Source organism: Ancylobacter sp. 3268 (genome assembly GCF_031456575.1).
Lineage (GTDB): Bacteria > Pseudomonadota > Alphaproteobacteria > Rhizobiales > Xanthobacteraceae > Ancylobacter.
Genome location: NZ_JAVDUX010000004.1, coordinates 214,607 through 230,752, shown reverse-complemented (window position 1 = coordinate 230,752; position 16,146 = coordinate 214,607). Strand labels below are relative to the sequence as shown.

Genomic DNA, 16,146 nt, shown 5'->3' with positions numbered 1-16,146 from the left:
GCGGACCTATGGTGGCTGGGCCGCGCCGGCGCGGTGGGCGGCGCGCCATTCCGACGGGCTCGTGCCGGCGAGGCGGCGGAATTCGCGATTGAAGTTCGACTTGGTGAGGAAGCCGGCTTCCAGCATCACCCGGGTCACCGGCAGCTCGGTCTCGCGCAGCAGGCGCTGCGCCTCGGCGACGCGCAGGCCGTTCACATAATGCGACACGCTCATCGCATGGATGCGGTTGATCGCTTCCGACAGCCGCCGCGCCGGCAGCGACAGCCGGCGCGCGAGACGGCCGAGATCGAGGTCGACATCGGTGTAGAGCCGGCGCTCGGCCATCAATGCGTCGAGGCGGGCGAGAATGGCGAGGTCCTCGTCGCGCAGGGCGCCGGCGTCGGGCATGGCCGGCGGCGGGGGAGCGGCGAGCGGTGCCGGGGTGACCGGCGCCGGGGTGACCGAGGCCGGGGTAACCGAGGCGGGGCGGATGGCCTCCTCTTGGCCGGGAGGCGGCGGGGCGGTGGCGCCGGCGTCGGCGGCTGCCGCGGCGGCGCCGAGGGCCGTCAGCGTCACCATGTTGAACAGCCCGATGATTAACGGCGTGTTGCGCCCGCCGCTCCAGTCGAGGTCGAAGGAGATCACGATGTCGGCCAGCGCCGAGCCGACCAGCGCCGCAGCGGTGAAGACGAGGGCGCGGTAGGAGCGCAGCGTGCCATCGAGCCGCGAGGAGACGAGGCCGTCCGGCCCGCGCCGGGCGAGCCAGAACAGCGCGGCGCCATAGGCGAGGAACAGCGCCACCACCACCGGCCCCACCGGCGAGGGAAGGAACACCACCAGCCCGGCCACGGCGAGCGGTGGCACGAGGAGATGCGGCCACAGCAGGGCAGGCCGCGCCGCGCCCTCCGGCCGGTCGGTGGTGAGGCTGCGGAAGGCGAGGAAGGCCAGCGGGGCGATGAGGCTGGCCAGCACCACCTGCACCGGCAGCACGGCACGGATGTCATAGCCCCAGCGCAGGCCGATCAGCACCGATTGCAGCGCATAGGCGCCGATCAGCGCCAGGAACAGGCGGTGATGCCGGCCATCCTCCTCGCCGCGCCGCATTAGGCGCATCGCCAGCAGAACCAGCAGGAGGGCGACGACGAAGGGCAGGGGAACGAAGATCATCGGAGATGTGGCACAGGCAGGCGGAGCGCGGTGTCGCGGTTGTGGCCCGGATCGCGTCCGAGGTCGACCTGAAACGTGATCGAGGTCGCGGCGGCGAGGGGCGAAAGCGAGGGTGCGGCATCGCAACACCGCAGGGATGCTCCGCCATGACCCTCTCCTCCGCCGCCTGCCTCGCGTTTTTCCTGCTGCTGCTCGCCCGGCCGGGCGGTGCCGCCGCCAGCGAATTGCGGCGCGACCTCTCCGGGATAACCGAGATCGATATTGCCGGCGACGCCGCGCTGGTGACGCTGACCGCCGCGGACGGACCGCCCGAGGCGCGGCTGACCGCCCGCCGCTCCGGCTGGTTCTCCCGCTGGTATTCGAGCTGGTTCTACAATGACTGCCGCACCGACAGCCGCATGTGGGTCGAGGGCCGCGTGCTGCATGTGACGGTGGTGGCGCCCTCGGCCTTCGAGGCCTCCGACTGCACGGTGGAACTGACCGCCCGGCTGCCCGAGGGCACGGCCGTGCGGATCGGCCTCGACGCGGTGGAGGCGCGGCTCGACGGGCGCTTCGGCGCGCTCGATCTCGGCACGCGGGCCGGGAACGTGATGCTGACCGGGACGGTGGAGGCGGCGGAACTGAGCGGGATGGCGCTGCGGGCGCGGCTCGACCTCGCCGGCCGGCCGGCGGGGTGGCCGGCGCCACGGGCGCTGCGCTTTTCCGCCGGCTCGCTCGATGCGGCGGTGGAACTCGGCGCCGGGGACCATGCCGGCTGGCGGGTGGACGCCAAGGCGGCGCTGGTCGACACCGGGCTGGCGAACGACCCGGCGGCGCCGACGCAGCTCGCGGTCAGCGGCGACTATGTGCGGCTGCGGCTGCGCTGAGCCGCGCCGCCCGGTCAGCGCAGACGCTCGATGAGCGCCATGGCGGCGTGCGGGTTGCGCTCCTTGAAGCCGCTGATGACGAACAGGAAGGTCTCGCGCGGCGTCGGCTTCGCCGGCTCGGCGAGCAGGGTGTTGCCGAGATCCGGCGGGGTGCGGCCTTCCGACCAGTGACGGGCGCGGGCGGCCCAATTGTCGAGCTCGGCGTCGGAATAGCCCTTGGGATGCGCCTCGCCGGTGCCCATGATGCGGGCATAGACGAAGGGGGCGGTGAGATCGGCGATCAGCGGGTGCTCGCTGTCGCCGGCAATGACGACCCCGACGCCGTGCGCGCGGGCCAGCGCGACGAAATCCTTGTCGGCGAAGCTCGGGTGCCGCACCTCGACGACATGGCGCAGCGCGCGGCCTTCCACCGAGGCCGGCAGCAGCTTGAGGAAAGCGGCGAAATCCTCGGGGTCGAACTTCTTGGTCGGCATGAACTGCCAGTTGATCGGGCCGAGCTTGTCCTTCAGCTCGACGATGCCGCTGGTGACGAATTTCTCGATCGAGCCGCCCGCCTCGGCCAGCACCCGGCGATTGGTGGCGAAGCGCGGGCCCTTCAGCGCGAAGACGAAATCCTCCGGCGTCTCGTCATGCCATCTGGCGAAGCTCTCCGGCTTCTGCGAGCCGTAATAGGTGCCGTTGACCTCGATGGCGGTGAGCTTGCCGGCGGCATATTCCAGCTCGCGCTTCTGCGCGAGGCCGTCGGGATAGAAGCTGCCGCGCCACGGTTCGAAGGTCCAGCCGCCAATGCCGATGCGGATGGGGGCGGATGTGCTCATCGGGAGGCTCCTCGGGTGACGGGCGCGATCCTAGGGCGGTTTGCCGGTGGTGAACATCCGAAATGGCGGCGAGCGCACCTCGCCCGGTCAGCCGCCTTCCCGCAGCTCCGCGTCGGCGATGACGACATCGGCGGCGACGCTGCGCGTGGCGACGAGCCGCGCATTGGGCAGGTCGTTATCCTCCAGCTTGGCGCGGATCATGCCGGCCTCGTAGCCGAAGCCGGCCCAGCGGGCCCACAGCCGTGCCTCCAGCACCGGGAAGGGCACTTCCAGCCTCACCGTGATGTCGAAACGCTGGCGCAGCGCTGCCCAGGCCGGATCGTCGAGCAGCAGGTAATTGCCCTCGACGATGACGAAGCGGGCTTCGGGGCCGATCACCCGCGCCCCGGCGCGGGCGATCTCCAGCGCGCGGTCGAACACCGGTACCGCCACCTCGCGGCCGTCGTCGCGCCGCAGCCGGTCGAGCGCCGTCGCCAGGCCGTCGACGTCGAAGGTGTGCGGCGCGCCCTTGCGGGCGCGGTGGCCGCGGGCCTCCAGCAGCAGATCGTCATAATGGAAGCCGTCCATCGGCAGCACCTGCGACAGGCCGGGGGCGGTGAGGTCGAGGCATGCCTTCAGCGCCTCGGCGAGCGTGCTCTTGCCCGAGCCGGGCGGGCCGGCGACCGCCACCACCGTGCGGCGCTCGCGCGGCCGGGCGAGCAGATCGCCCGCCAGCCTTGCGATGGGGGCGGCAAAGAGGGGAGTGGCTGCGTCGGGGATTCCGCCGGCCGTCTCCGCCCGCGATTCGAGGCCGAGGCCGTGTGCCATGGTCGGTTCCTGGTGGTTTGCCATGCGGTTCTTCGACGGTTCAATCGAACAGGCGCTGGCCGGCAAGGCTGGAGGCGGCGGCAGCCGGGACGCCGGGCGGCGGGCCGCCGGCGCGGGCATCGGTGGGGGTGAAGCCGTGCAGCGCCTTGAACTGGCGCGAGAAATGGGCGCAGTCGGAAAAGCCGGATTCGAGGGCGATATCGGTGATCGACCGGCCGGTGGTATCGAGCAGGAAGCGGGCATAGCGCAGGCGCATCAGCCGATAGAACTCCGCCGGACGGCGGCCCATCACGGTCTGGAACAGCCGCTCCAGCTGGCGGGTGGACAGTTGCAGCCGCCGCGCGATGCTGGCGATGGGCAGCGGATCGGCCATGTTCTGCTCCATCAGCAGCAAAGCGCGGCGAACGCGATCATCGGCGACGAGATCGGCGATCGGCGGATGGGGCTGCGCCTGGTTGCCGGGGCGCACGCGGTCGAGCAGCAGCACATGGCGGCTCTTCTGCGCCACCGAGCGGCCGAGATGCTTCTCCACCAGCGCGGTGGCAAGATCGGCCGTGCCGCCGCCGCCGGCGCAGGTGATGCGGTCGCCATCGATGACGTAGAGCCGATCGGCAACCGGATGGTGGTGCGGGAATTCGTCGAGGAAGTCCTGGTAGTGGTACCAGGACACGCAGCAGCGCCGCCCGGTCATCAGCCCGGCGCGGGCGAGCACGAAGGAGCCGGTGCAGACGCCGACCAGCGGCACGCCGAGCCGGGCGGCGCGCTTGAGATAGGCGACCGCCTCGTCGTCGAGCTGGGTGCCGGTGTGCAGCAGGCCGCCGACCACCACGATGTAGCTGAACTGCGCCGGATCGACGAACGGCCCGGCCGGGGCGACGGTGACGCCGCAGCTGGCCCGGATCGGCTCCGACTTCGCCGCCATGATGCGCCAGCGCGCCAGGATCGGGCGCGAGCGGTCGCCGTCATCGGCGGCGAGGCGCAGATGATCGACCAGCAGCGAAAAGGCCGACAGGGTAAAATTGTCGGTCAGGATGAAGCCGACATTCAACACCGGCAGGCCGGCGGCTGGCTTTGGGGCGGCGGAGGCGAGAGTGTCCATCATGCCCGGCGCTATGCAGGTTTCGCGCCGGAGGATAGCAGAATTTCCAGCGCGCGCGCAGGTGGCGCGTCGGAACCGGCGAGGACGGAGAACCGGCCGCTGCCGGCAAAGGCGGGCGGCTTCACGCGAATTCCCGCCGCGCCTCCTCCAGCAGGCCCCAGACATAGGGGGCGAAGGAGCGCCACACCTCGACGCGGAAGCGTTCCGGCCCCTCGCGCATCAGCACGATCTCGGCCTTGGCGAACACGGTGCGGGTCACCATGCCGACCGGGAAGGCGGCCTCGTCGAGATCGAGCGGGCACCCTTGGTTGAGCACATAGGCGGCGCGCGGGCCTTCCACCGCGATGCCGAGCGCGCGGGCGGAAACATCGACCAGCGCATGCGGCAGGCCGGCAAGCGCGGCTTCAAGATCGGCCTGGAGCGCCGCCGGATCGGCGTCCTCGGCGATCAGCAGCCATTCGTCCGGCCCGAGCCAGGCGGCGAGGCGGGCGCCGGAACGATTGAGCCGGCAGGCCTGGCGCGGCAGGGCGACGCCGAAGCTGGCGCCGGCCGGGCCGATCGCCGCCTCGCGGCCGCGGAAAGAAAGCTGCGTCGACGGGGCAATCACCGACAGGCGTGCCTCGGCGATGTCGGCGGAGGTGGCGGCGAGGGAGCCGAGAGGCGAGATGAGATCAGACATCGAGGCGGGCTCCTTCGGCGTCGTAGAAGACCGGATCGACCACCTCGACGGCAATCGGGCCGCTCGGCATCGGCACATACAGGGTCTGGCCGATGCGCCCGCGCCCGCCCTTCACCATGGCGAGCGCGATGGAGCGGCCGAGCGTGGCGCTGGCATAGGAGGAGGTGACGTGCCCGAGCATCGGCACCGGCAGGGCGGCGTTGGGCGCGGCGACCAGCTGGGCGCCTTCCTCCAGCACCACGGAAGGATCCCTGGTGAGCAGGCCAACCAGTTGCTTGCGGTCGGGCATGAAGAAGGCGGCGCGGCCGAGCGAACGCTTGCCGACAAAATCCTTCTTCGCCTTGCCGATCGCCCAGCCGAGGCCGACATCATCGGGCGCGGCGGTGCCGTCGGTCTCCTGGCCGACAATGATGTAGCCCTTCTCGGCGCGCAGGACGTGCATGGTCTCGGTGCCGTAGGGGGTGATGCCGAACGGCTCTCCGGCCTTGAAGATCGCCTCCCATACCGCGCGGCCCTGCGCCGCCGGCACATTGACCTCGAAGCCGAGCTCGCCGGCGAAGGAGAGCCGGAACAGCCGCGTCGGCACCCCGGCGATGCGGCCCTCGCGCACGCTCATATTGGGCATGGCGTCCTTCGACAGGTCGATGCCCTCGACCAGCGGCGCCAGCACCTCGCGGGACTTCGGCCCCTGCACGGCGATGACCGCCCATTGCTCGGTGGTGGAGGTGAGCCAGACATCGAGATCGGGCCATTCGGTCTGGAGATAGTCTTCCATATGCGCCAGCACCCGGGCGGCGCCGCCGGTGGTGGTGGTGACGTGGAAGCGGTCCGGCGCGAGGCGGCCGACCACGCCGTCATCCATCACGAAGCCGTCCTCGCGCAGCATCACGCCGTAGCGCAGCCGGCCGGGCTCGAGCTTGCTCCACGGATTGGTGTACATGCGGTTCATGAACTCGGCGGCGTCGGCGCCGACCACCTCGATCTTGCCCAGCGTCGAGGCATCGAAGATGCCGACGCCCGCGCGCACCGCACGGCACTCGCGGGCCACCGCCGCGTGCATGTCTTCGAGACGCCCACCCTCGCCCTTCTCGGGGAAATAGTGCGCGCGCATCCACAGCGAGACCGGCTCGAACGCCGCGCCGCGCGCTTCCGCCCAGCGATGGATCGGGGTGACGCGGACGGGATCGAACAGGTCGCCGCGGGCGGTGCCGGCGAAGATGCCGAAGGTGGTGGGGGTGTAGGGCGGGCGGAAGGTGGTCAGCCCGATCTTCGGCACGCTCTCGCCCAACGCCTCCGACACAATGCCGAGCGCATTCATGTTGGAGGTCTTGCCCTGGTCGGTCGCCATGCCGGTGGTGGTGTAGCGCTTCACATGCTCGATGGAGCGGAAGCCTTCGCGTGTCGCCAGCGCGATGTCCTTGGCGGTGACGTCGTTCTGCCAATCGACGAATGCCTTGGCGAAGGCCGGGTTGCGGCCGTGCGGCGTGGCGCCGATGAAGCCGTCCGTACCGGTTTCGCGGGCGACGACGCCGAAGGCGCGGCTGGCGATGGCATGGCGGCCGGCAGGCCTGGCGGAGCCCTTCAAGGCCTCGGCGGCGGTGCTTTTCAAGGCCTCGGCGGCGGCCTGCTCGCCGGCGTGGTAGCCATCGGCCAGGGCGGCGGCGAGCCCGTAGCGGCCGCGGCAGGCGCCGGCGGAGCGCTCGCGCTCGGCCGACTGGGCGGGCAGATAGGCGCCAAGGGTCTCGTCCCAGGCCAGCCTGCCGCGCGACTGCGAGAACAGGTGCACCGAGGGGGTGAAGCCGCCGGACATCAGCACGGCGTCGCAGGCGACGACCTCCGGCGGGCCGACGACGCCGTTCTTCACCTTGGCGAGGCGGGCCGCCTTCACCCGCAGCCGGCCGGCGGTGCCGGCGACCACGGTGGAGGGGCGCACATCGATGCCGGCGGCGAGCGCGCGGGCCGGCCACTCGCCTTCCGGAGCGGCGCGCAGATCGGCGATGGCGGCGATGGCGACGCCGCCCGCCGCGAGATCGAGCGCGGCGCGGTAGCCGCTGTCGGCGGCGGTGAAGATCACCGCCCGCTCGCCGGGGCGCACGCCGTAGCGGGTGAGGTAGGTGCGGGCGGATTCCGCCAGCATGACGCCGGGCCGGTCATTCTCCGGGAACACCAGCGGGCGTTCCAGCGCGCCGGCGGCGATCACCACCTGCTTCGCCCGCACCTGCCAAAGCCGCTCGCGCGGCAGGTTCGGGTCCGGGCTGGCGAGATGCTCGGTGACGCGCTCGCAGAGCGCGACCATGTTGTGCGGGAAATAGCCGAAGGCGGTGGTGCGCGGCATGATGACGACGCCCGCCGCCGTGAGTTCGGCGAGGGCGTCGGCAAGCCATTGCGTAGCCGGCTTGGTATCGATCGCGGCATCGGTGGCGGCGAGCAGGGAGCCGCCGGGCTCGGCCTGCTCGTCGACGAGGATGACGCGGGCGCCGCCGGCCGCGGCCGCCAGCGCGCCGGCGATGCCGGCCGGGCCGGCGCCGATCACCAGCACGTCGCAATGGGCATAGTGCTGGGTGTAACGATCGGGATCCGGCAGGGTCGGCGCCCGGCCGAGGCCGGCCATGGCGCGGATCTTCGGCTCGTAGAAGCGCTTCCACGCCCCCGCCGGCCACATGAAGGTCTTGTAGTAGAAGCCGGCCGGCAGGAAGGGCGCGAACAGGTCGTTCACCGCGCCGGCATCGCGGGCGAGCGAGGGCCAGCGGTTCTGGCTCGCCGCCTCCAGCCCGTCATAGAGCTCGACCTGGGTGGCGCGCAGGTTCGGGGTGATGCGGGCGGCGTCGCGGCGGATTTCCACCAGCGCGTTCGGCTCGTCGGAACCGGCCGAGAGAATGCCGCGCGGGCGGTGATATTTGAACGAACGGCCGACGAGATGCACGCCATTGGCCAGCAGTGCCGAGGCGAGGGTGTCGCCGGCAAAGCCGTGATAGGTCGCTCCGTCGAAGCGGAAGGCGAGGGCGGCGGCGCGATCGATGCGGCCGCCGGTGGGGGTGCGGAAGCGGGCGGTCATGGCCACAACTCCGAGGGCAGGTTTACCTCTCCCCGGTGGGGAGAGGTCGAGGCGCAGCGGCGGGTGAGGGGGAACGACATCGGGGAGCCAGGAAGAGGGCGCCCCCCCCCCCCCCCCCCCCCCCCCCCCCGGCGGGGGGGGGGGGGCGGGGGGGGGGGGGGGGGGGGGGGGGGGGGGGGCCCCCCCCCCACGACATCGGGGAGCCAGGAAGACCCCTCACCCCAACCCTCTCCCCCATGGGGAGAGGGAGAAAGAGTCTGCTCATTTCGTTCCCCGTTCGGCATCGGTCCACGCCGGACTGGAGGGCGTGGATGGTCGGGCCAAGCCCGCCTATGACGGGGTTCGTCGGCGCAGGAGAAGCAGCAAGACGAATGGCGGCGTTCATTGTACGTCCCCCTCGACATCCCGTCGGGCCTCGCCGGGCTTGTAGGTGGCGACGAAGAAGTCGCTCACCGTGTCGCGCACGGCGTTGAAGAAGCGGCCGCAGCCATGGGTGTGGCGCCAGCGCTCGGCGTGGCGGCCCTTGGGGTTGGTGCGGTTGTAGAGGAAATCCGCCCATTCCTGGTCCGACAGGGCGGACGGATCGGCCGGGCGGGCGATGTGCGCCTCGCCGCCATAGACGAACTCGACCTCGGGCCGCTCGCCGCACCAGGGGCAGGTGATGATCAGCATGGATCAGAGCCTCGTCTTGGCGGCGGCGGTCGCCGGATGGCCGGTGTCGGGGGTGCGCAGCTTCCCGATGTCGTTCCCCCTCACCGACCCGCTGCGCGGGCCACCTCTCCCCCTCGGGGAGAGGGAATCCAGGCCCGGATCCCCGCCTCGGGGGTCGTTCCCGGCGGTTGATGCACCCTCATCCCGAGGCGCAAGGCGATGCGCCGGGCTTTGAGGGACGGTCGTGGGAGAGTCTTGCATCCTCGCCCCCCTCAATGCGCCACCGCCGCCGCAGCAGCCTCGTCGATGAGCAGGCCGTCGCGGAAGCGCTCGATGGTGAAGGGCGCGTTGATCGGGTGCGGCGCGTCCCTGGCGATGGTGTGGGCGAAGACATGGCCCGAGCCGGGCGTCGCCTTGAAGCCGCCGGTGCCCCAGCCGCAATTCACATAGAGGCCGGGCACCGGGGTCTTGGCGATGATCGGCGAGCGGTCCGGCGTCACGTCGACGATGCCGCCCCAGTTGCGCAGCATGCGCAGCCGGCGGAACTGCGGCACCAGCTCGCAGATGGCATCGAGCGTGTGGGTGGTGACGTGCAGGGCGCCGCGCTGCGAATAGGAGGTGTAGGCATCGGTGCCGGCGCCGATCACCATCTCGCCCTTGTCCGACTGCGAGATGTAGGCGTGGATGGTGTTGCTCATCACCACGGTGGGGAAGGCGGGCTTGACCGGCTCGGACACCAGCGCCTGCAGCGGGAAGCTTTCCAGCGGCATGCGCACCCCGGCCATCGCCATCACCACCGAAGTGTGGCCGGCGGCGGAGACGCCGATCTTCTTGGCGCCGATGAAGCCCTTCGATGTCTCCACCCCCTCCACCGCGCCGGAGGGGCCGCGGCGGATGCCGGTCACTTCGCAGTTCTGGATGATGTCGACGCCGCGGGCATCGGCCGCGCGGGCGAAGCCCCAGGCCACCGCGTCGTGCCGGGCGGTGCCGCCGCGCCGCTGCAGCGCGCCGCCGAGGATCGGGTAGCGCATGGAGGTGATGTTGAGCGGCGGGCAGAATTCCTTCACCTGCTCGGCGGTCAGCCACTCATTGTCGACGCCGTTGAGGCGGTTGGAATGGACGTGGCGCTTGAAGCTCTGCACGTCGTGATGGTTGTGCGCCAGCATCAAGACGCCGCGCGCCGAATACATGACGTTGTAGTTGAGATCCTGCGACAGACCTTCCCACAGCTTCACCGCGTGCTCGTAGAGCCCGGCGCTCTCGTCGAACAGATAGTTGGAGCGCACGATGGTGGTGTTGCGTCCGGTATTGCCGCCGCCCAGCCAGCCGCGCTCGATCACCGCGACATTCGATATGCCGTGCTCTTTCGCCAGATAATAGGCGCAGGCGAGGCCATGGCCGCCGGCGCCGACGATGATCACGTCATATTCCGCCTTCGGCTCGGGAGTGCGCCATTGCGGCTGCCAGCCCTTGTGGCCGCCAAGCGCGCGGCGCAGCAGCTGGAAGCCGGAGAAGCGTTGGCCGGAGGAGGTCTGCATGGCGTGGTCCTGCCCCGAATGTCCGTCCGATTGAGCGTGATGACAGCCATGCTGGACCGGCGGCGGCGGATGGGCGAGCATCTTTTGGGCGCTGACGTTGAATGGATGCGACATGAGGAATGCGACGCCGGCTGCCGGGCATCCGGGCGCCTGCCTTCATGCCGTCAATGTGATCTGCACTTGTCGTGCGCTGACGAAGGGGCCCGGAACTCACCTTGCGGAAGCCATGTTCGGGCCCTACCTCGCTGCTGACCTTAGCTTAAGGAAACCGAGCATGTTCGACCCCCGCACCTTCGACGCCAAGCGCCTCCTCGACCAGTTCCTCAGCCCGCAGCAACCGGCGGGCGGACAGGTGCCCGCGCGTCCGGCGCAGGCGGGCGGCAGCCCGCTCGACGGCATACTCGGCCAACTCGGCTCGCTTGCCGGCGGCTTCGGCGGCGGGCAGCCCGCCCGCAGCCCCAACGGCTTCGGCGGCACCCAGCCTCCCGGCGCCCGGCCTTCCCATGCCCAGCCTTCCCATGCCCAGCCTTCAAATGCGCAGCCTGCCGGCGCGCAGCCCTCCGGTGCCGGCGACCTGATGGGCCGGGCCAAGGACTATCTCGGCAATAATGGCGGCTCGCTCGCCTCCGGCGCGGCGGCCGGGGCGCTGGTCTCGCTGGTGCTCGGCTCCAAGAGCGGGCGCAAGATGGCCGGCAACGCCGTGGCGCTGGGCGGCCTCGCGCTGGTCGGCACGCTGGCCTACAAGGCCTACACCAATTACCGCAACGGCGAGGCGCCGCAGCAGACCACCGCCGACGTGACGCGCAACCCGGTGCCGACCCCGGCGCAGCTGCCGCCGCCCAACTCGCCCTTCAACCCGTCGCAGACCTCGGATTCGCAGCTGCCGCTGACGCTGCTGCGCACCATGATCGCCGCCTCGCTGGCCGACGGGCATATCGACGATGCCGAGCGCGTCGCCATCGCCGGCAAGCTGAACGAGAGCGGCGTCGCCGATCTCGGCGAGGCCGAGCGCTTCCTCTCCGACGAACTCGCCAATCCCGCCACCGTCGAGACCATTGCCCGCGCGGTGGCGAGCGAGGAGGAGGCGGCGGAGGTCTATATGGCGGCGCTGCTCGCCATCGATCCGGATTCCACCTCCGAGCGCGCCTTCCTCGCCCGGCTCGCCATGGCGCTGCGGCTCGATCCGGCGCTGACGCCGCATCTGGAATCCGCCGCCCGCGCCGCCCGGCAGGGCTGAGCACGGCAGGGCTGAGGGTGGCCGGGCTGAGCATGTCCGGGCGGGCTTCGGCCCGCCCGGACATTCCGCGACAACGCTTCGTTAAGGTTAACCGCCACTTAAGCTATCGCGGCGAGACTGCGCTCCGCGTATCGATTCCGGCGACCGCCGCCGGAGCAGTGCAGGAGCGGTTCGCATGGATGTGTGTCGGCGTTGGATGCGGGGTGTCGTGGCTCTCGGGCGGGTCGCCGGGCTCGGCCTGGCGCTGGGCGGGGCGGCGATGGCGGCCGATCCGGCAGCCACCCTTCCCGCCGACGACATCTCCGCCGACGACATCTCCGCCGACGACTTGCTCGCCAAGGCGCCGCAGGTCGAGGAAAGCCGCTTCTGGTATCTGCGCCTCGATGCCGGCTATGTCTTCAACGAGACGCCGTATGCCGGTGCCCCGCTCGACGATGCCGGGCTGATCGGCATCGGCATTGGCGGGCGGTTCTCCGACTGGCTCCGGCTCGACCTCACCGCCGATTACCGCACCCAGGCGGATTACGCGATCGACGGCGTGACGGGCGACTACAGCGTCGCCACCCTGCTGGCCAATGCCTATGTCGATCTCGGCACCTGGTACCGGATCACCCCCTATGTCGGCGCCGGCATCGGCCTCGGCTATGCCGATCTCGACGCGCCGGGCTTCGGCTCCGGCCTGGGGCTTGCCTGGGCGGCGATGGGCGGCGTCGCGGTGGAGCTCGCGCCGAACTGGCAGCTCGATCTCGGCTATCGCTATCTCAGCCTGGAGAATGTCGATCTCGGCGGCGGGCTCCCCGATCTCGACCAGCCGGCGCACGAGATCCGCATCGGCCTGCGCATCCTCCTCGACTAGGAAGGCCGATCAGGGCTCGCGGCCGGCCGGGGCCGGATCGGCGGGGCCGGTGGTGCGGGTCATGCGGTAGAGGATGCGGTCGCCCAGGAACAGCTGGTGCACCGCCACCATGAAGACATGGCCGGCAATGAAGGCCAGCAGCGTCCAGGCCAGCGGGCCGTGCAGGGCGTTGGCCGGCGCCATCAGCCACTCGATCCTGGTCTCCGACGGGGCGAAGATCTCGATGCCGAAAGGCGCATAGCCGCGTCCCGAGCCATAGAGCCGCAGCAGCGCCAGCGTCGGCACCACCAGCATCAGCCCATACAGCCCGGCATGGCCCAGCCGGGCGGCGCGACCGAGCAGGCCGGCCTCGTAAGGCGGCCGGTGCGCCCGGTTGGCCAGCGCCCAGACAAGGCGCAGTAGCCCGAGCGTCAGCAGCAGCACCCCGACCGTGACATGGGTGCCGACGAAGAAGCCCACCACCGGCGTGCGGCCGAGCGTGGCGCGCAGGATCATGCCGAGGAACTGCCAGGCGAAGAGCAGCGCCATTCCCCAGTGGAGGGCGCGGCTGACGGCGCCATAGCGGATCGCGGTGTCGGACAGGGCGGGCATGGCGTCTCCGGCGAAGGGCATGAGAGAGGATGCGTTCTTAGAGCGGTTCGCGCCGGGAGGAAATCGGCCTGTGCCGGGCCTGTTCTGCCGCCGCGGGTAACCTGCCGGGGAACCGGGGGCCTACCTTGCCGGTTCTGGTTTCGGCATCACGATGCCGAACTGAATGGGAGCTGCGGCGACCGCCGGGGAAGACCCGCGACAGCGCCGCCGAAAAGGGAGCTGAGGCTTGCCATGGAAGACGCACAGATCGGATGGATCGCCGCCATCATCATCGGCGGGTTAGCGGGCTGGATCGCCTCCAGCGTGATGAAAAGCGACACCGGAATTTTCTTGAACATCGTGCTCGGCATCATCGGCGCCGCGATTGCCAGCTTCCTGTTCAGCTTCCTGGGCGTGAGCTTCGGCGGCTGGCTGGGCTATCTGGTGGCCGGAATCGTCGGCGCCTGCATCCTCATCTGGGGGGCGAGGGCGCTGCGGGGCTCACGCACGGCATGATGCGCCGCAGCATAACGATTTTGCGGCGACGCCGGTGCGTCGCCGCTCTTCGAGGTATCAGGATGCTTTGAGGCGGCTCGACGCCTTGCCTCGCCTGAATTTCTCGGCGCCTGGGGTGGCGCCGGGTGATTCGCCGAGGCAGATCGAAACTGGTTCGATTATTGAAGTTTATTTTGCGCGGTTGCCCAGGACTGCCCTTCGCCGGCCTCCACATGCAGCACTGGCGTGGCCTGTTCGGCCGAAATCTCGGCAAGGTAGTTGATGGCGTAGCGCACCTGCGGGATCAGCATCGAGACATCTTTCTTGGCGAGGCAAAGATCAATCCCGATCTCCTCAAGCGCCAGCAGATGCGATTTCTTCAGCGACCTCAGGCCCAATTCCATCTCGACGTAAGATTGCCGCGGCAGGCCCAGGCGATCAGCCAGGGAATCCTGCGAAAGTCCCCAGTTTAGGCGCATGGCAACGAGATCGTTTGCTTTCATTTGCTTTATTCCCGTGCGTCGAAAATGGTCGGCCGGCAGGCTCCTGGAATCGAATACAGGCAGGCATACCTCTTCGTTCTTCGGCTGAAGACTGTCCGTCTTCCTGCCCGAAGAAATAACTCCGGCAGGAATCGCGGCAATCCTGTCGAAGAAGAGGCGCAAACCCGATGTCGAAAACCAGGAAAGCTGCGTCATGTGCTGCCCTCACGTCATTCCTATGTCCACAACAAGTGTGGGGTAGAGAATCTAACTATGGAATGAACGTCATATCCAGTTTTTTGTTCCAAATGCGGCGTGAATACGTATTGCGCTGCGTCAAGCTCGCGTTCTTTTCAGTTTGCAGCGCGGAAACGATTTCCACGCCGCGCGCCGGGCGCGCATGAAATCGGCATGCTCATCAGATAAGCAGCGGCCACCCTGCCGAGGGTCAACGGCGGATCGGCGTCATGGGTTCCGACATTCCGGCCAGGGGAACCCGCTTGCGCTCCTGCCCCGACCGGCGTATTCCCCCGCTCGGGCCACCCCTCCCCAACGAGGGGCTTCCATCTGAAAGGATGGCGATCATGACGACCAACGCTGTTCCGGCGACCAAGCCGGTAAATCCCAATTTTTCTTCCGGCCCCTGTGCCAAGCGTCCCGGCTGGACGCTTGAAGCGCTTGGCGACGCGCCGCTCGGTCGCTCGCACCGCGCCAAGGTCGGCAAGGCGAAGCTGAAGCTCGCCATCGACCTCACCCGCGAGGTTCTCGACATCCCCGCCGACTACCGGATCGGCATCGTCCCCGCCTCCGACACCGGCGCGGTGGAGATGGCGCTGTGGTCGCTGCTCGGCGCCCGGCCGGTCGACGTGCTGACCTGGGAGAGCTTCGGCGAAGGCTGGGCCACCGACATCGTCAAGCAGCTGAAGCTGAAGGACGCGCGCGTCCTCAAGGCCGGCTACGGCGATTTGCCGGACCTCGCGGCGGTGAATTTCGACCATGACGTGGTGTTCGCCTGGAACGGCACCACCTCCGGCGTGCGGGTTCCGAACGCCGACTGGATCCGTGAAGACCGCACCGGCCTGACCATCTGCGACGCCACCTCGGCGGCCTTCGCGCAGGATCTCGACTGGGGCAAGCTCGATGTCGTCACCTTCTCCTGGCAGAAGGTGCTGGGCGGCGAGGGCGGCCACGGCATGCTGATCCTCTCGCCCCGCGCAGTGGAGCGGCTGGAGACTTACGTGCCGGCCTGGCCGCTGCCGAAGATCTTCCGCATGACCAAGGGTGGCAAGCTGATCGACGGCATCTTCGAGGGCGAGACCATCAACACCCCGTCCATGCTGTGCGTCGAGGACTATCTCGACGCGCTCACCTGGGCGAAGACGGTGGGCGGCGGCAAGGGCCTGCGCGCCCGCTCCGACGCCAATTTCAAGGTGCTGGCCGACTGGGTGGCGAAGACGCCGTGGGTCGACTTCCTCGCCAGGGAGCCGGCGACGCGCTCCAACACCTCGGTGTGCCTGGTGGTCGCCGATCCCGAGGTGACGGCGCTGGCGCCGGACGCGCAGGCCGCCTTCGCCAAGGCGATCGCCGGCGCGCTGGAGAAGGCCAAGGTCGCCTATGATATCGGCGCCTATCGCGACGCCCCGGCGGGTCTGCGCATCTGGGCCGGCGCCACGGTGGAGGCCTCCGATCTCGCGGCGCTCACCCCCTGGCTCGACTGGGCCTATGCCGAGGCCAAGGCCGGCCTGAAGCAGGCGGCCTGACGCCTCCTCGCCTCCCGTCGCTGACGCGAGGGGACGGCGAGGGACAGGCGGCCCGGCAGATCGACGGCGGGTGTGTTCTCCCGGCAC

The 16,146-nt window shown here is 69.9% G+C and carries 15 protein-coding genes; 5 read left to right on the top strand and 10 right to left on the bottom strand.

What is annotated here, in order from left to right; genetic code table 11:
* Positions 1–6 precede the first annotated feature (6 nt).
* Complete coding sequence (locus J2X65_RS07345) at positions 7–1,146, bottom strand: AraC family transcriptional regulator (RefSeq protein ID WP_310199809.1); 1,140 nt, start codon at positions 1,144–1,146, stop codon at positions 7–9.
* Positions 1,147–1,292: 146 nt separating this feature from the next.
* On the opposite strand from J2X65_RS07345, the gene J2X65_RS07340 reads away from it, so the two are divergent.
* Positions 1,293–2,012 (top strand): hypothetical protein, encoded by a 720-nt coding sequence (locus J2X65_RS07340; protein WP_310199807.1) that lies wholly within the window; start codon positions 1,293–1,295, stop codon positions 2,010–2,012.
* 14 nt (positions 2,013–2,026) lie between these two features.
* Here J2X65_RS07340 and J2X65_RS07335 read toward each other — a convergent pair whose 3' ends face one another.
* From J2X65_RS07335 to J2X65_RS07305, 7 genes are all read right to left on the bottom strand, one after another.
* On the bottom strand, positions 2,027–2,830 hold the full coding sequence (locus tag J2X65_RS07335; protein WP_310199805.1) for a DUF72 domain-containing protein: 804 nt from the start codon (positions 2,828–2,830) through the stop codon (positions 2,027–2,029).
* A gap of 87 nt (positions 2,831–2,917) precedes the next feature.
* Positions 2,918–3,637 (bottom strand): nucleoside/nucleotide kinase family protein, encoded by a 720-nt coding sequence (locus J2X65_RS07330; RefSeq protein WP_310199803.1) that lies wholly within the window; start codon positions 3,635–3,637, stop codon positions 2,918–2,920.
* Between the two features lie 40 nt (positions 3,638–3,677).
* Positions 3,678–4,739: a GlxA family transcriptional regulator gene (locus tag J2X65_RS07325; RefSeq protein WP_310199801.1), complete on the bottom strand. Its 1,062-nt coding sequence runs from the start codon at positions 4,737–4,739 to the stop codon at positions 3,678–3,680.
* Between the two features lie 118 nt (positions 4,740–4,857).
* Positions 4,858–5,415, bottom strand: coding sequence for a sarcosine oxidase subunit gamma family protein (locus J2X65_RS07320; protein ID WP_310199799.1), 558 nt, complete (start codon positions 5,413–5,415; stop codon positions 4,858–4,860).
* Entirely contained in the window at positions 5,408–8,470 is a 3,063-nt protein-coding gene (locus tag J2X65_RS07315) for a sarcosine oxidase subunit alpha family protein (RefSeq protein WP_310199797.1), read from the bottom strand. The genes J2X65_RS07320 and J2X65_RS07315 overlap by 8 nt, the downstream gene beginning before the upstream one ends.
* 381 nt (positions 8,471–8,851) lie before the next feature.
* Positions 8,852–9,142 (bottom strand): sarcosine oxidase subunit delta, encoded by a 291-nt coding sequence (locus J2X65_RS07310; protein ID WP_310199794.1) that lies wholly within the window; start codon positions 9,140–9,142, stop codon positions 8,852–8,854.
* Between the two features lie 251 nt (positions 9,143–9,393).
* Entirely contained in the window at positions 9,394–10,659 is a 1,266-nt protein-coding gene (locus J2X65_RS07305; protein ID WP_310199792.1) for a sarcosine oxidase subunit beta family protein, read from the bottom strand.
* A 274-nt stretch (positions 10,660–10,933) separates the two neighbouring features.
* On the opposite strand from J2X65_RS07305, the gene J2X65_RS07300 reads away from it, so the two are divergent.
* Both J2X65_RS07300 and J2X65_RS07295 read left to right on the top strand, forming a co-directional pair.
* Entirely contained in the window at positions 10,934–11,896 is a 963-nt protein-coding gene (locus J2X65_RS07300; protein ID WP_310199790.1) for a DUF533 domain-containing protein, read from the top strand.
* 208 nt (positions 11,897–12,104) lie between these two features.
* Positions 12,105–12,752, top strand: coding sequence for an outer membrane beta-barrel protein (locus J2X65_RS07295; RefSeq protein WP_310199788.1), 648 nt, complete (start codon positions 12,105–12,107; stop codon positions 12,750–12,752).
* Between the two features lie 9 nt (positions 12,753–12,761).
* On the opposite strand, the gene J2X65_RS07290 is transcribed toward J2X65_RS07295, so the two are convergent.
* Positions 12,762–13,343, bottom strand: coding sequence for a cytochrome b (locus J2X65_RS07290; RefSeq protein WP_310199786.1), 582 nt, complete (start codon positions 13,341–13,343; stop codon positions 12,762–12,764).
* Positions 13,344–13,574: 231 nt separating this feature from the next.
* Here J2X65_RS07290 and J2X65_RS07285 point away from each other — a divergent pair, with 231 nt between their 5' ends.
* Complete coding sequence (locus tag J2X65_RS07285; RefSeq protein ID WP_310199784.1) at positions 13,575–13,838, top strand: GlsB/YeaQ/YmgE family stress response membrane protein; 264 nt, start codon at positions 13,575–13,577, stop codon at positions 13,836–13,838.
* Between the two features lie 158 nt (positions 13,839–13,996).
* On the opposite strand, the gene J2X65_RS07280 is transcribed toward J2X65_RS07285, so the two are convergent.
* Positions 13,997–14,515 carry a helix-turn-helix transcriptional regulator gene (locus J2X65_RS07280; protein WP_310199782.1) on the bottom strand — a complete coding sequence of 173 codons (519 nt, stop codon included), beginning with the start codon at positions 14,513–14,515 and terminating at the stop codon, positions 13,997–13,999.
* Between the two features lie 368 nt (positions 14,516–14,883).
* On the opposite strand from J2X65_RS07280, the gene J2X65_RS07275 reads away from it, so the two are divergent.
* A complete protein-coding gene (locus J2X65_RS07275) occupies positions 14,884–16,059 on the top strand; it encodes a phosphoserine transaminase (protein ID WP_310199780.1) in 1,176 nt (391 codons plus the stop codon).
* The last annotated feature ends 87 nt before the right edge of the window (positions 16,060–16,146 follow it).

Bases quoted from the DNA above. Each gene is read 5' to 3' on its own strand.
- J2X65_RS07345 (WP_310199809.1), bottom strand. From the start codon at position 1,146: ATGATCTTCGTTCCCCTGCCCTTCGTCGTCGCCCTCCTGCTGGTTCTG.
- J2X65_RS07340 (WP_310199807.1), top strand. From the start codon at position 1,293: ATGACCCTCTCCTCCGCCGCCTGCCTCGCGTTTTTCCTGCTGCTGCTC.
- J2X65_RS07335 (WP_310199805.1), bottom strand. From the start codon at position 2,830: ATGAGCACATCCGCCCCCATCCGCATCGGCATTGGCGGCTGGACCTTC.
- J2X65_RS07330 (WP_310199803.1), bottom strand. From the start codon at position 3,637: ATGGCACACGGCCTCGGCCTCGAATCGCGGGCGGAGACGGCCGGCGGA.
- J2X65_RS07325 (WP_310199801.1), bottom strand. From the start codon at position 4,739: ATGATGGACACTCTCGCCTCCGCCGCCCCAAAGCCAGCCGCCGGCCTG.
- J2X65_RS07320 (WP_310199799.1), bottom strand. From the start codon at position 5,415: ATGTCTGATCTCATCTCGCCTCTCGGCTCCCTCGCCGCCACCTCCGCC.
- J2X65_RS07315 (WP_310199797.1), bottom strand. From the start codon at position 8,470: ATGACCGCCCGCTTCCGCACCCCCACCGGCGGCCGCATCGATCGCGCC.
- J2X65_RS07310 (WP_310199794.1), bottom strand. From the start codon at position 9,142: ATGCTGATCATCACCTGCCCCTGGTGCGGCGAGCGGCCCGAGGTCGAG.
- J2X65_RS07305 (WP_310199792.1), bottom strand. From the start codon at position 10,659: ATGCAGACCTCCTCCGGCCAACGCTTCTCCGGCTTCCAGCTGCTGCGC.
- J2X65_RS07300 (WP_310199790.1), top strand. From the start codon at position 10,934: ATGTTCGACCCCCGCACCTTCGACGCCAAGCGCCTCCTCGACCAGTTC.
- J2X65_RS07290 (WP_310199786.1), bottom strand. From the start codon at position 13,343: ATGCCCGCCCTGTCCGACACCGCGATCCGCTATGGCGCCGTCAGCCGC.
- J2X65_RS07285 (WP_310199784.1), top strand. From the start codon at position 13,575: ATGGAAGACGCACAGATCGGATGGATCGCCGCCATCATCATCGGCGGG.
- J2X65_RS07280 (WP_310199782.1), bottom strand. From the start codon at position 14,515: ATGACGCAGCTTTCCTGGTTTTCGACATCGGGTTTGCGCCTCTTCTTC.
- J2X65_RS07275 (WP_310199780.1), top strand. From the start codon at position 14,884: ATGACGACCAACGCTGTTCCGGCGACCAAGCCGGTAAATCCCAATTTT.